Annotated in this window: 14 protein-coding genes; 6 read left to right on the forward strand and 8 right to left on the reverse strand. The window is 73.3% G+C overall.

Features of this window, described 5'->3' with window-relative positions:
* Position 1 precedes the first annotated feature (1 nt).
* Complete coding sequence (locus IEX42_RS10505) at positions 2 to 484, reverse strand: glutathione peroxidase (RefSeq protein ID WP_188779726.1); 483 nt, start codon at positions 482 to 484, stop codon at positions 2 to 4.
* A gap of 114 nt (positions 485 to 598) precedes the next feature.
* Between IEX42_RS10505 and IEX42_RS10510 the strand changes: the two genes are divergently transcribed.
* Positions 599 to 2,512, forward strand: coding sequence for a penicillin-binding transpeptidase domain-containing protein (locus IEX42_RS10510; RefSeq protein ID WP_188779727.1), 1,914 nt, complete (start codon positions 599 to 601; stop codon positions 2,510 to 2,512).
* Here the strand turns inward: IEX42_RS10510 and IEX42_RS10515 are convergent.
* Together IEX42_RS10515 and IEX42_RS18165 are read right to left on the reverse strand one after the other, a co-directional pair.
* Positions 2,503 to 3,549: a GTP pyrophosphokinase gene (locus IEX42_RS10515; RefSeq protein WP_308422219.1), complete on the reverse strand. Its 1,047-nt coding sequence runs from the start codon at positions 3,547 to 3,549 to the stop codon at positions 2,503 to 2,505. The two genes, IEX42_RS10510 and IEX42_RS10515, sit on opposite strands and share 10 nt — an antisense overlap.
* Positions 3,546 to 3,896 (reverse strand): iron chaperone, encoded by a 351-nt coding sequence (locus tag IEX42_RS18165; RefSeq protein WP_229660773.1) that lies wholly within the window; start codon positions 3,894 to 3,896, stop codon positions 3,546 to 3,548. Before IEX42_RS18165 ends, IEX42_RS10515 begins: the two co-directional genes overlap by 4 nt.
* A 75-nt stretch (positions 3,897 to 3,971) precedes the next feature.
* Here IEX42_RS18165 and IEX42_RS10520 point away from each other — a divergent pair, with 75 nt between their 5' ends.
* Positions 3,972 to 4,265 carry a putative quinol monooxygenase gene (locus IEX42_RS10520; RefSeq protein ID WP_188779728.1) on the forward strand — a complete coding sequence of 98 codons (294 nt, stop codon included), beginning with the start codon at positions 3,972 to 3,974 and terminating at the stop codon, positions 4,263 to 4,265.
* A gap of 4 nt (positions 4,266 to 4,269) precedes the next feature.
* Entirely contained in the window at positions 4,270 to 4,656 is a 387-nt protein-coding gene (locus IEX42_RS10525; RefSeq protein WP_229660774.1) for a cupin domain-containing protein, read from the forward strand.
* A 14-nt stretch (positions 4,657 to 4,670) separates the two neighbouring features.
* Here the strand turns inward: IEX42_RS10525 and IEX42_RS10530 are convergent, their stop codons facing one another.
* The 4 genes from IEX42_RS10530 to IEX42_RS10545 all read right to left on the reverse strand — a co-directional run bounded on the left by IEX42_RS10530 (position 4,671) and on the right by IEX42_RS10545 (position 8,674).
* The gene (locus IEX42_RS10530) at positions 4,671 to 6,218 is read right to left on the reverse strand and encodes an alkaline phosphatase family protein (RefSeq protein WP_188781066.1); all 1,548 of its coding nucleotides are present in this window, start codon (positions 6,216 to 6,218) and stop codon (positions 4,671 to 4,673) included.
* A gap of 143 nt (positions 6,219 to 6,361) precedes the next feature.
* A complete protein-coding gene (locus IEX42_RS10535; protein WP_188779729.1) occupies positions 6,362 to 6,505 on the reverse strand; it encodes a GPGG-motif small membrane protein in 144 nt (47 codons plus the stop codon).
* Positions 6,506 to 6,582: 77 nt separating this feature from the next.
* Positions 6,583 to 8,022, reverse strand: a complete 1,440-nt coding sequence (locus IEX42_RS10540; protein ID WP_188779730.1) for an amino acid permease — start codon at positions 8,020 to 8,022, stop codon at positions 6,583 to 6,585.
* A gap of 58 nt (positions 8,023 to 8,080) precedes the next feature.
* Entirely contained in the window at positions 8,081 to 8,674 is a 594-nt protein-coding gene (locus IEX42_RS10545) for a TetR/AcrR family transcriptional regulator (protein ID WP_188779731.1), read from the reverse strand.
* A 62-nt stretch (positions 8,675 to 8,736) separates the two neighbouring features.
* Between IEX42_RS10545 and IEX42_RS10550 the strand changes: the two genes are divergently transcribed.
* The 3 genes from IEX42_RS10550 to IEX42_RS10560 are packed head-to-tail and all read left to right on the forward strand — an operon-like array spanning position 8,737 to position 11,633.
* On the forward strand, positions 8,737 to 9,573 hold the full coding sequence (locus tag IEX42_RS10550) for an alpha/beta fold hydrolase (RefSeq protein WP_188779732.1): 837 nt from the start codon (positions 8,737 to 8,739) through the stop codon (positions 9,571 to 9,573).
* 54 nt (positions 9,574 to 9,627) lie between these two features.
* Positions 9,628 to 11,010 carry an alpha/beta fold hydrolase gene (locus IEX42_RS10555; RefSeq protein WP_188779733.1) on the forward strand — a complete coding sequence of 461 codons (1,383 nt, stop codon included), beginning with the start codon at positions 9,628 to 9,630 and terminating at the stop codon, positions 11,008 to 11,010.
* Between the two features lie 20 nt (positions 11,011 to 11,030).
* Positions 11,031 to 11,633 (forward strand): TenA family protein, encoded by a 603-nt coding sequence (locus tag IEX42_RS10560; RefSeq protein ID WP_188779734.1) that lies wholly within the window; start codon positions 11,031 to 11,033, stop codon positions 11,631 to 11,633.
* Here IEX42_RS10560 and IEX42_RS10565 read toward each other — a convergent pair.
* Positions 11,617 to 12,597: a DUF2332 domain-containing protein gene (locus IEX42_RS10565; protein WP_229660775.1), complete on the reverse strand. Its 981-nt coding sequence runs from the start codon at positions 12,595 to 12,597 to the stop codon at positions 11,617 to 11,619. The two genes, IEX42_RS10560 and IEX42_RS10565, sit on opposite strands and share 17 nt — an antisense overlap.
* Between the last annotated feature and the right edge of the window lie 48 nt (positions 12,598 to 12,645).

Here is a 12,645-nt window from a genome sequence, read left to right on the forward strand (position 1 = left end):
CTCAGGCCTTCAGGGCCTTCTCGATGTCTCCGGCGATCTTCTCGGGCTTCGTGGTCGAGCCGTAGCGCTTGATCACCTTGCCGTCCTTGCCGACGAGGAACTTGGTGAAGTTCCACTTGATCTTCTCGCCCAGCACGCCCTTCTTCTCCGAGCGCAGCCACTTGAACAGCGGGTGCGCGTCGTCGCCGTTGACGTCGACCAAGCCGTACATCGGGAAGCTCACGCCGTAGTTGCGCTGGCAGAACTCGCCCTGCTCGGCCGACGTGCCCGGCGCCTGGCCGCCGAACTGGTTGCAGGGGAAGCCCAGCACGACCAGGCCCTGGTCGGAGTAGCTGTCGTACAGCTTCTCCAGGCCCTCGAGCTGCGGGGTGAAGCCGCACTGCGAGGCCGTGTTGACCACCAGCGCCACCTTCCCGGCGTAGGTCTCCAACGACTCGTCCTGTCCGGCGAGGGTCTCTGCGGTGAAGTCGCTCAGCGTGGTCATGTCTCTCCTGGGGGGTGGCAGCGGTGCACGGACGGCGTCGGTGGTTCGTCGGCACCATGGTCGCGGATGGGCTCGAGAAGCGGCGGTTAGGGGGCGTCGGGCACCATCGGGGCCATGCGCGTCCTGCCCGTCGTCCCGCGTCGCGCCGCCGCTCCCCTGGCCCTGGTCGCCGCGCTCGTGAGCGGTCCCGCCCTGGGCGGCTGCTCGCTCGGCGGGTCCGACGCCGAGCCCGCCGCGAAGACCCTCGCGGCCGCGCTGAGCGAGCGCGACGTCAGCGACGTCCGCTTCTCCGGCGCCACCGGCACGGAGGTCCAGCCGGAGCTGGAGAAGGTCGTCGGAGGCATGCAGCAGGTGCCGGCGAAGGTCACCGTCGGTGACGTGGATGCCGACGGCGACCGGGCCACCGCCAGCCTCACCTGGAGCTGGGACACCGGCGGCAAGCCGTGGACCACGCGCTCCTCGCTCGACCTGCGCAAGTCGGGAGAGGACTGGCTGCCGGTCTGGTCGCCGTCGCTGGTGCACGCCGACCTCGCGAAGGGCGACCGGCTGGAGGCGACGACGCTGCTCGCACAGCGCGGCGACATCACGGGCGCCCGCGACGCGCCGATCGTCACCCTCCGCCTGGTGGACCGGGTCGGGATCGACAAGTCGCGGGTCAGCGGCAGCGAGGCGGTCGCCTCGGCCCGTCGGCTGGCCCAGGTCGTGGGCGTCGACGCGGCGTCGTACGCCTCCCGGGTCAAGGGTGCCGGCGCGAAGTCCTTCGTCGAGGCGATCACGTTCCGTCGCAACGACGGCCCGAGCCGATCGGCCGTCGAGGCGGTCCCCGGAGCACGGGTGGTCGCCGCCCGCGCGCCGCTCGCGCCGACCAAGTCCTTCGCCGCGCCGATCCTCGGCAAGGTCGGCAGCCCCACCAAGGAGATCGTCGACGAGTCCGACGGCAAGATCCGCGCCACGGACCAGGTCGGCATCGGCGGCCTCCAGCAGCGCTACGACGACGCGCTGCGCGGCCGACGCGGGGTCGAGGTGAGTCTGGTGAAGGCCGACGGGTCGACCACGACGCTGCACCGCTCCGAGCCGGTGTCCGGGCAGGACCTCCGCACCACCCTCGATCTCAACGCTCAGGAGCTGGCCGAGAAGGCGCTGGCGAGGACCACCTCCCCGAGTGCGCTGGTGGCGATCCGGCCCTCCGACGGCAGCATCGTCGCCGCGGCCAGCGGGCCGGCCTCGAAGGGCCAGAACACGGCGACGTACTCGCGCTACGCCCCCGGCTCGACCTTCAAGGTGGTCACGTCCCTCGCGCTGCTCCGGGCCGGGCTCACCCCGGAGTCCGACGTGACCTGTGCGCCGAGCACCAGCGTCGACGGCAAGGTGTTCACCAACTACTCCGACTACCCGTCCTCGGCGGTGGGCACGATCCCGCTGCGCGAGGCGATCGCGAACTCCTGCAACACCGCGGTGATCAGCGAGCACGCCAAGATCGACCACGAGGACCTCGCCGACGCCGCGGCCGCGCTCGGGGTGGGCGTGGACCACGACCTCGGGTTCCCGGCGTACTTCGGCCAGGTGCCCGACCCGTCCTCCGACGTCGAGGCGGCCGCCGACATGATCGGGCAGGGCAAGGTCCTGGCGTCACCGATGGCGATGGCCGCCGTCGCCGCGAGCGTCGTCGAGGGCAAGCGCGTGGTGCCCCACCTCGTCACCGTCCCCGGCAACTCCTCCCCCGCCATGCCCGAGTCCGACACCAAGCCCGCGAAGCCGCTGACCGCGAAGGAGGCCGACGAGCTGCGCGGTCTGATGCGCGGTGTCGTGACGTACGGCAGCGGCAAGGGCCTGGCCGACCTCCCCGACGGTCCGGCGATCGCGAAGACCGGGACCGCGGAGTACGGCGAGACGACCCCTCTCAAGACGCACGCCTGGATGATCGCCGGGCACGGCGACCTCGCCGTCGCGGTCTTCGTCGGCGACGGCGCCTCCGGCTCGGGCACGGCCGGACCGATCCTGGAGCGGTTCCTGCGCGGCTACCGCTGATCGCCCGGGGCGCCGGCGCGGATCTTCGCCAGCCGCCTGGTCAGCAGGTCACGGCGGTGGTCGTTGCCGCGCAGGTCGACGTACGCCTGCCCGAAGTGGGTGAGCAGCGCGTCGTCGAGCCGGCGCACGGCACCGGGCGGGTAGCGGTAGTCCATCGCCGCGATGACCGCGTCGGAGTCGACCTCGGCCAGCACGTCCTCGAGCTCCTCCAGCGAGGCGATCCCCGACTCCAGCACCAGTGAGGAGATCCAGGTGTAGTGGTCGGTGCGCGACCAGCCGGCCGCCGGGAACCAGCCCGCGAGGAACGCCGCGAGGTCCTGCGGACCGATCCGGGGGTCGCGGAGGTCGTCGGTGACGGAGGAGCTCAGCACCCGCGAGTCCGCGCCGGCCTGCATCCGGTCGCGGATCTCGGAGAACTCCCGGTCGGCCAGCTCCAGGAGGCCGGCCGCCAGCGTGAAGCGCCGGTCCAGCTCGCGCGCGTACGACTCGGGGACCGTGCCCTTGTAGCGGATGTCGTGCTCGAACTCCGCCCACGCGTGCTGCAGCACCGTGCGCAGCTGCACCGACGCCTGCTGACCGAGCAGCACCGGCGGCACCGCGTCGGCGTCCTCGGGGCGGGTGCGGACGAGCAGGTGCCGGCTGCGGTAGCCGAACCGGCCCTCCCGCTCGGTCTGCTCGCCGAGGTCGCGGTCGGCGTCGACGAGGAGCTCCTCGCCGAGCAGCTCAGCCACCGCGTCGACGTCCGCGGCGACGTAGGTGATCACCCGGACCCCGATCGCGTCGGTGATCTCGCCCAGCGGGTCGGCGTACATCGGAGCCCCGTCCGTGCCCGGCCGCACGGCCTTGCCCGCGAAGGACTGCACCGACTTCACCCGGCCCGTGACGGAGAGGTAGTTGATGCCCGCGTCGTCGAGCACCTCGGTGATCAGGGCGACGTACGCCGCCCCCGCCGCGCGCAGCTGCGGGTGCCGTCCGGCGTACTCCTCGACGGCGCGGCGACGGACCTCGTCGAACGGGGTGTCGCGCGCGCGGCTCACCGGCCCACCAGCGCGCCGACCACGCGACGGACGACCGCCTCCGGCAGCGGCTGCGCGTGGGGGAACCGCAGCGTGCCCTTGCCCGCGACGTACGGCGCCATCGCGGCGGCCAGCCCAGGGTCCGCGGTGGTGTCGGGCAGCGGGTAGACCGCGACGTGAGCGGCGAACCCGCCGACGTGCAGCACGTTGCGGCCCTCGCGGCGCAACGTCGGGACGCCGTAGCGCAGCGCCTCGGTGAAGCCGTCGCCGGTGCACTCGCGCACCAGCGCGAGCAGCTGCTCGAAGCGCGGGCGGGTGGCGTCGGGGAGCGCAGCGACGTACGCCTCGACCTCCGGAGTGCTGCTCACGCCTGCACCCTAGGACCAGGCACCCCCACGGGCCTACAGTGCGAAGGAACCCCCACCCGCAGAGAAGAGGCCCTCATGAGCGAGCTGCACGTCGTCGCCACCATCCCCGTCAAGCCCGAGCACGTCGACGAGCTGCGCCCGCTCATCTCCGAGCTGGCGGTGGAGACGAACAAGGAGGAGGGCTGCCTGTCCTACGAGGCGCGCGAGTCCGCATCGGCGCCCGGCGTCTTCGTGACCGTCGAGCGCTGGCGCTCCCAGGACGACCTCGACGCGCACATGCAGACCCCGCACATCGCCAAGGCGCTCGGCGCGCTGGAGGGCAAGGCGGCCGGCGAGGTGGCGATCCACCCGCTCGGCGAGGCGCTCTGACCCCGTGACGCGACCGGGCCGGGTCCGGGTCTACGGCCCCGACGACTGGGAACCGGCCGACCCCACCCCGGGGATGGCTCGTGAGCAGGCCTTCACCGTTCCCGGGCTGTGGGCCGGCCGGGTGACCACCCAGCCCGGGTCGGCGTCCGGCTGGCACCACCACGCGAGCAACGAGTCGATGCTCTACGTGGTCCGCGGGGTGCTGCGCCTGGAGTGCGAGGGCGTCGAGGGGTACGTCGACGCCGAGCCCGGGTGCGTGGTCCACGTGCCGGCGCACGCGGTGCACCGGGAGTCCAACCCCGGCTCCGAGGCCTCGCTGGCACTGATCGCGCGTGCCGGCACCGACGTCCCCACGGTCAACGTGGACGGGCCGCCGGCGCCGCACGCGTAGCCGGCCGGTCGCAGTCAGCCGGTCGGCGTCACCGACGGCTCGTCGACCGCCCAGTACCACCCGTTCGCCGCGCCCGTCAGCCGCCACTGGACGCTCATCCGCTCGGCCCCGGCGGGCACCGCGACCGGGACGTGCTCGATCGTGTGCGGGCGGCTCGCCCGCCAGGTGCGCACCACCTGCGCCGGCCCGCCGTCGAAGGACACCGCGAGCTGACCGGCCTGGTCGGCGTGGCCCTTGTAGTGGGAGGCGAACCGCACGACCGCCGAGGCGTGACCGCCGACGTCGTACGACGGGGAGCGCAGGGTCGAGTCGAAGCGTCCGGTGTGCGGGGCGTCCGCCCACTCGTCGGAGTCGGCGACGGCGAACGTGCCGCGCTCGCGCACGTTGCCGCCCCGGCCCTGGTAGCGCTGCGCGGCGCTCCAGCGCGCGTCACCGGTGAACGCCCAGCCGCGCCACCGGGCGTCGCCGCCGGTGCCCATCGCGGCGTCGTCGACGTCCCACCCGGGTGGCGCCTCGTGGGTCGCGCCGCCCGCGACGGTCGCGGTGAGCGCGTCGAACGGGTCCGGGTCCGGCGCGGTCAGCGGCCGACCGTCGAGGTCGGCGGGTGCGGGGACGCCGAGCTGCCGCAGCACCGTCGGCACGAGGTCGACGTTGCGCACCGGGCTGTCGTCACCGGAGACCTGCCCCGGGTACGCACCGGCGCCGTCCATCGTGAGGAAGGAGGCCCGCTCGTGCGGGCTGACCCCGCCGTGACCGCCCGCGTCCTTGTGACCGTGGTCGGTGGTGAGGAGCACCGTCCAGGTCTCTCCGCGGGCCCGGCGCTCGGCGACCACCCGCATCAGCCGCCCCAGGTGCGCGTCGGTGCGCCGGATCGCGTCGGCGTAGCAGGCGTGGGCGGCCCCGCACTCGTGCCCGGCCTCGTCGACCGCGCCGAAGTACACGAACGAGGCGTCGGGGTGCGGTCCGCGCAGGTGCGTCACCGCCGCGTCGGCGACCCGGGCGTCCGTACCCGTCCAGCCGTCGGCGTCGCCGTCGTACGACACCCGGGTGTCGACCGCCGAGGAGATCACCGGGCGGTCCGGCCCGCCGGAGGTCAGGTCCGGCCAGCCGGCGGCGGCGTACGTCGACAGCTCCGGCCGCGCCCGCTCGACCCGGGTGAGGACGTCCGGGTGGTCGGCGACGTCACCGGAGGCGCCCCAGTCGTTGTCCTTGATCTTGTGCTTGTCCGGCCAGGTGCCGGTGAGGTTCGTCGACCAGCCGGGTCCGGACTTGGTGGTCGAGAACGGCGGCGCGTAGAGCAGCGTGCGCCAGGTCTGCCCGCGCGCCATCAGCGCGTGCAGCGCGGGAGTGCGCTGGCGCTCGGCGACGTCGAGACGCAGCCCGTCGATGCCGACCACGAGCACGTGCGGCCGGGCGATCCTCGCCGCGGCCTCCACCCCGGTCGCCGAGGTCGGGTCGGCGCGCGGTGCCGCCGCGGCCGGGTCGGCCGCGAGCCCGGCGAGGAGCCCCGGGACGAGAACCAGCGGGGCGAGCAGGGCGCGCGCGAGCACGCGTGAGGACATGGGCAGCACGAGGCGAACCTCCCGAGCAGGCGACGTGGTCCGTCACCCACGAAAGCCTCCGCCCCGTGCTGGCCTCAAGGGGTGTCACCGAGAGTTGGGCAACAGTTGCCGGTCTCGATGCGCGCTGGTCAGGTGGGCACGGGTCAACTGAACACGGAGACCCCGCCCGGGCCGACGAGCAGCCCGACGACGATGAGCACGATGCCCCACAGGATCTGGCCGCGCACCAGCGAGACGATGCCGCCGATCACGAGCACGACGGCGATGATCCACAGGATCAGGTCCATGACTTTCCCTCCCTCAGCTCGCCACCGGTCGGGGCGATATCGCTGGGGTACCCCTGGGGCTGTGAGCCAAACCACCGTCACTCGACCTCGGCCTCCGCGTTCCCGACGCTCTCCCCGCGCCCGACCTTGGAGTGCCGGTAGCCGTAGACCGCGTACACCACGATGCCGAGGGCGAACCAGATCCCGAAGCGCAGCCAGGTCTCCCACATCAGCTTGCTGGTCAGCCACAGCGAGAACCCGATCCCGAGCAGCGGCACCACCGGCATGAACGGCACCCGGAAGGTGCGCGGCAGGTCCGGCGAGCGGTAGCGCAGCACGATGACCGCCGCGCACACCACGACGAAGGCCAGCAGGATGCCGATGTTGGTCAGCTCGGCGGCCGTGCCGATCGAGACGAAGCCGGCGATCGCCGCGGACACGACGCCGACCAGCCACACCGTCCGGCTCGGCGAGTGGTGCTTGTTGGTCTTCGCGAACCACGCCGGCAGCAGCCCGTCGCGACTGATCGCGTAGCCCACCCGCGAGGCGCCGAGCGTGAAGGAGAACAGCACGGTGACGATCCCGACGATCGCGCCGACGGCGATCACCTTCGCGAGCTCGGGCCGGCCCACCGCCTCGAAGGCCTCGCTGAACGCGGCGTCGGGCGAGATGTCGGTGTACTTCTGCATGCCGGTCAGCACGGTGGTGGCCAGCAGGTAGAGCACCATCGCGATCACGAGCGAGAGGATGATCGCCTTGGGCAGGTTGCGCTCGGCCTCCTTGGACTCCTCGGCGGCCGTGGACATCGCGTCGTACCCGAAGACCGCGAAGAAGACGGTGGCCGCACCGGTCGCGGCGCCGCCGAAGCCGTACGGGAAGTACGGCGTCAGGTTGTCGCTGGAGACGTAGAACGCCCCGGCCACGACCACCACCAGCACGATCACGATCTTCACGAGGACCAGCCAGGTCTCGACGCGCACGCTGTTGCGGATGCCGCGGTTGAGCAGCCAGGCGACGCCCAGGCACAGCAGCACCGCGAACAGGTCGACCCGGTGGCCGTCGCCCGACCCGGGCGCGCCGAGCATCCAGGCGGGCAGGTCCAGCCCGATCGCGGTCAGCAGGTAGGAGACGTACTGCGAGACGCCGATCGCGACGACGGCGACGATCGCGGTGTACTCCAGCAGCAGGTCCCAGCCGATGAACCACCCGACCGCCTCGCCGAGCACGGCGTAGCCGTAGGTGTACGCCGACCCCGACTGCGGGATGAGCCCGCCGAACTCGGCGTACGACAGCGCCGCGCACGCGCTCGCCGCCCCGGCCAGGAGGAACGAGACCGACACGGCGGGCCCGGCGAACTCGTTCGCCACCTCGCCGGTGAGCGCGAAGATCCCGGCGCCGATGATCGCGCCCAGCCCGATCGCGGTGAGCTGCCACAGGCCGATCGAGCGCTCCAGCGGCCCGTCCTCGGAGGCCGGCTCGATCGGTCGGCGGCGGAAGATGCTGCGGGAGGGGCTGCGGTCGGCCGGGGTGCTGCTCATGGGAGCACGGTGCGCCTCGCGCGTCGTCTGTGTCGAGCCGTCGTCGGACGTGCCCCTCTCAGCCGCCGCGCGCGACGCGGTCGCGCTGCCCCTCGGCGAGCCGGACGACGCCCCGGCCCGCGGCCAGCAGCGGCTCGCGGCTGCGCGACGACCGGGCCAGCACGAAGGCCCCCTCGAGCATCGTCAGCACGGCGTAGGCGAGGTCGCGGGCTTCCGCCTCGTCGTCGACCACCCCTCGGCAGAACGCGCTCAGCGCCTCGATCCAGCTCGCGAACACCTCTGCGGTCGCCACCCGGAGCGGCTCGTGGGTGCTGGCGACCTCCAGCGCGATCGTCGCGATCGGGCAGGCGTCGGCGTAGTCGCTGGCGGCGAGATCCTCGGCGGCCCGGACGAACGCGTGACCCAGTGCGTCGACGGGGTCGCCCGGGCCGTCGGCGAGCACCGCTGCGACGTACGCGCCGTACGCCCGTCCCCCGTCGCGGACCACCTCCGCGGTCAGGGCGTCCTTGCCACCGCCGAAGAAGTGGTAGATCGAGCCGACCCCTGTGCCGGACTCGGCGGCGATCTGGGCCAGCCCGGTGCCGGTCCAGCCCTGGCGGCGGAACAACGTGGTGGCGGTCGTGGTGATCCGCTCGCGGGTGTCTCGGGTCATCGACATCCTCCCTCCTCGCCGCTAGCGTCCCATCTTGAACGATCGTTCAAGTGGAGGTCATCGTGCCAGTCGTCGAGCTCCCCGCCGGACCTGTCGAGTACGTCGACACCGGCGGTTCGGGTCCAGTGGTCGTCCTGACCCACGGCTTCCCGATGGATCACCGCCAGTGGCGTCTGGTCCTGCCGGACCTGGACGGCCTGCGGTGCGTGCTGCCCACGCTGCCTCTCGGCGCGCACCGGCACGCCATGCGGCCGGGCACCGACCTGACGCAGGCAGGCCAGGCCAGGATCCTGGCCGACTTCCTCGACGCGCTGGACCTGCACGAGGTCACGCTCGTGATGAGCGACTGGGGCGGGCCCGCGTTCGTCGTCGCGCAGGACCGGGCCGAGCGCGTGGCACGGATGGTGATGGTCTCCTGCGAGGCGTTCGACAACTTCCCGCCGCCGCCGGCGCGACCCGCGGCACTGCTGTGCCGCGCACCCGGCGGCACCTGGCTGCTCACCCAGCTGATGCGTACGTCCTTGCTGCGCCACGGCCGCCACGGGTACGGCTCGATGAGTCACGCGCGCGTGCCCGACGAGGTGATGGACGCCTGGTTCGAGCCAGCGCGCCGCGACCCGCTCGTACGTCGCGACCTGCGCGCGTTCGCCACCGGTACGCCGCGACGCTCCACCTTGCTGCAGTGGTCGGCGCGTCTGGCCGATTTCGACCGGCCCGCGCTGGTCGTCTGGGCCGCCGACGACACGATGATGCCGCTCGCGCATGGTCGGCGGCTTGCCGAGCTGCTGCCGCAGGGGCGGTACGTCGAGGTGGCCGACTCGCGGACGCTGGTCACCGAGGACCAGCCCGAGGTGCTCGCCCGGCTGATCCGTGACTTCGTCGGTGGCCCGGAGGATTGACCGAGCTGCGTGGCGGGCGCACAGTGACGTACGTCACTCTCGGGAAGGCTCCTCATGGTCCGCTCCGTTCGCGCTCTCGTCGCCACCGCCACGCTCGCCCTCGCAGCGGTCGCTCTCGCACCGGCCGGCCAGGCCGACAGCCCGCCGGGCTCGCAGCCGTACCCGGGGTACACGATCTCGGCGCCGGCGCTGAAGCCGCTGGTCGTCGACGGGCAGCGGACCCGGGTGGTCCAGGGCGTCCGCAAGCACGCGGCGTACGACATCGAGATCCCACGGGACTGGAACGGTCAGCTGGTGATGTGGGCGCACGGATACCGCGGCAACGGGTCCACGCTGAGCGTCGACGTGCCCTCCTTCGGGCTGCGACGGACGTTCCTCGAGCATGGCTACGCGTGGGCGGCGTCGTCGTACGCCCGCAACGGCTACGACGTCGCCTCCGGGATCACCACGACGTACGACCTGGCGCGGTACGCCGCCCTGCGGCTGCCTCGGCAGCCGGAGCGGACCTACGTCGCGGGCGCGTCCATGGGCGGTCACGTGATCGGCCGCTCGCTGGAGCAGTACCCGCGCTTCTACGCCGGCGCGATGCCGATGTGCGGGGTGCTCGGCGACCACCAGCTGTTCGACTGGTTCCTCTCCTACAACCTCGTGGCGCAGGACCTCGCCGACCACCCGGCGGCGTACCCGCCCCGGCCGGACTACCTCACCGCCGACGTCCCGGCGATCGAGAAGGCGCTGGGGATCGCGACCCTGACGCCGGGTGGCCCCGACACGACGAACGCGCGAGGCGCCCAGCTGCGCGACGTCGCGACCCGGCTGACCGGGGGCGAGCGCCCGGGGGCCGATCAGGCGTTCGCGTACTGGAAGGACTTCCCGTTCACGCTGTACCAGGTCGACAACGGCGGCTCGCTCGCCGAGAACCCCGGGCGGCTGGCGCAGAACCTCGACACCGACTACCGGCCGAACCGGCCGGCGCGGGTGAACCGCACGGTGCAGCGGGTCGCGCCTCGCGACGCCGCGTCCCGTACGACGAACCGGCTGACCCAGGTGCCGACGATCCAGGGCCGCCCCGACGTCCCGGTGCTCAGCCTGCACGGCCTCGGCGACTACTACGTACCGTTCGACGAGGAGCAGATCTACGCCCGCGACGTCGCGGCCAACCACCAGCAGAGCCTGCTCGTGCAGCGCGCGATCCGCGAGGCCGGGCACTGCGAGTTCACCCCCACCGAGGCGGCGCGCGGCTTCGCCGACCTGACCCGGTGGGTCGAGTCGCGCGACGCCAAGGGCCCGGTGCTGAGGCCGGAGGGCGACGACGTGCTGAAGCCGGCGGCGGTGGCGGACCCGTCGTACGGCTGCCGGTTCACCGACCCCGCGGCGTACGACGACCCGAAGGCGTACCCGACCCGGAGCCTCTACCCCCGCTGCCCGGCCGGCTGAGGACGGCTACGGTCGGCGGCGTGAGCGTCGCCGACGTGCTCCGCCGACACGAGGAGCCCTGGCACCGCGCCGTCCACCACCCCTTCCTCGACCAGGTCCGCGACGGCTCGCTCCCGGACCCGGCGTTCGACACCTGGCTGGTCCAGGACCACCACTTCGTGACCGACCTCGAGCGCTTCCAGCAGCGACTGCTGGAGCGTGCGCCCGCGCACGCCCGGCGCGTGCTCGGCGACGGCCTCGCCGCGCTGCGCGACGAGCTGGCGTGGTTCGAGGGCATCGCCGAGCGGCGCGGCCTCGACCTCACCTCGCCCCGGCGGCCCGCGACCGAGCGGGCGCGGGAGCTGATGGTCCGGCTCGACGCGGCGGACGTCTCCACGGCGCTGCTCGGGCTGTGGGCGATCGAGCGCGCCTACCTCGACGCCTGGACGTACGCCTCCCCCGGTGCCGCGCACCTGCGCGAGTACGTCGAGCACTGGACGACCCCGGAGTTCGGTGCGTACGTCGACGGGCTGGCCCGGGCGTGCGACGCGAGCCCGGTCGCCGGCGACGACACGTTCCTCGAGGTCGCCGAGATGGAGCGGGCGTTCTGGGTGATGGCCTCGGAGGTCAGCCGAACCAGCTGAGGTCGGCCCCGTGGCCGTGCGCCCAGGCGACAGCGCGGCCGTCGACGGCGAGGCACAGGCGGTGCTCGTCCGCGACCGGCGCGGTCGCCGTCACCCGGGGGAGGACGCGTGCGCCCTCGAGGCTGACCCAGTGGCACCGGCCGGCAGCGACGAGCTCCCGCAGCCGCTGGTCCAGCCGCTCGCGCTGCTCGCCGTCGAGATAGGCCACGGCCGCACTGTGGTGCACCACCGGCGTGGCGCCGCAGGACTCCGCGAGCGCGACGGCCTCCTTCAAGTGGCCGAGCATGTCGCCGGCGATCATCGTCGGTCGATCGGCCCCGGCCAGGTCGAGTGCCGCGGCGAGGCGCGTGCGCCGCTCCTCGTGCTCGGGCCAGACGAGGGTGAGCAGCCATGCCCGGTCGCCGGCGTCGCTGACGTCGAGCGGGTGCAGGTCGACCCCGACCCGTGCCGCGATCCGCGGGTGGGCGGCGGGGACCGGAAGCGGCCCGGTGGCGAGCGTCGCGAGGGTCGGCCCGCCGGAGCCGGTCAGGCAGCCGCGCTCACCCCAGTCGTAGTCGTAGCGGTCCGGGTACAGGCACAGCCCCGCGCTGGCACCCAGCTCGACCAGCGCGAACGGGCCCGGCCCGAGCATTCCCAGGGCCGGTACGAGTGCGGTCAGCCGCCCCACCTCGTTGGTCTGGGTACGGCGCTCGAGGATGGTCGCGCGGACCTGGGGCCACCGTGGTCCCAGCAGGGTCGCCCGGAGCGCGTCGTACGAGCCCGGCCGGGCGCCGTGCCAGCGCGCGGCGGCGAAGACCAGGTTGGCCTGCTGCTTCGCGGCAGGCAGGGCGGCGATCACCGCCTGCGTCTCGGGGTCCTCGGCGATCCCGAGCGCCCACGCCCGGTAGCTCGGCGAGCTGCTCATCTCGGCTGCGTGGAAGCGGTAGTCCCGGGCGACGTGGCTGCCGTCGGTCATCGGCCTCATGGGCTCTCCCCTCGTCTCGGTGGTGCCAGGCTCCGCGACCGGACGTGG

The organism is Marmoricola endophyticus (genome assembly GCF_014644415.1).
In the GTDB taxonomy this organism is placed as follows: domain Bacteria; phylum Actinomycetota; class Actinomycetes; order Propionibacteriales; family Nocardioidaceae; genus Marmoricola; species Marmoricola endophyticus.

Coding starts and splice junctions, on each gene's coding strand:
- IEX42_RS10530 (WP_188781066.1), bottom strand. CDS start 6,218: ATGTCCTCACGCGTGCTCGCGCGCGCCCTGCTCGCCCCGCTGGTTCTC.
- IEX42_RS10535 (WP_188779729.1), bottom strand. CDS start 6,505: ATGGACCTGATCCTGTGGATCATCGCCGTCGTGCTCGTGATCGGCGGC.
- IEX42_RS10555 (WP_188779733.1), top strand. CDS start 9,628: ATGGTCCGCTCCGTTCGCGCTCTCGTCGCCACCGCCACGCTCGCCCTC.
- IEX42_RS10545 (WP_188779731.1), bottom strand. CDS start 8,674: ATGACCCGAGACACCCGCGAGCGGATCACCACGACCGCCACCACGTTG.
- IEX42_RS10540 (WP_188779730.1), bottom strand. CDS start 8,022: ATGAGCAGCACCCCGGCCGACCGCAGCCCCTCCCGCAGCATCTTCCGC.
- IEX42_RS10505 (WP_188779726.1), bottom strand. CDS start 484: ATGACCACGCTGAGCGACTTCACCGCAGAGACCCTCGCCGGACAGGAC.
- IEX42_RS10565 (WP_229660775.1), bottom strand. CDS start 12,597: ATGAGGCCGATGACCGACGGCAGCCACGTCGCCCGGGACTACCGCTTC.
- IEX42_RS10510 (WP_188779727.1), top strand. CDS start 599: ATGCGCGTCCTGCCCGTCGTCCCGCGTCGCGCCGCCGCTCCCCTGGCC.
- IEX42_RS10520 (WP_188779728.1), top strand. CDS start 3,972: ATGAGCGAGCTGCACGTCGTCGCCACCATCCCCGTCAAGCCCGAGCAC.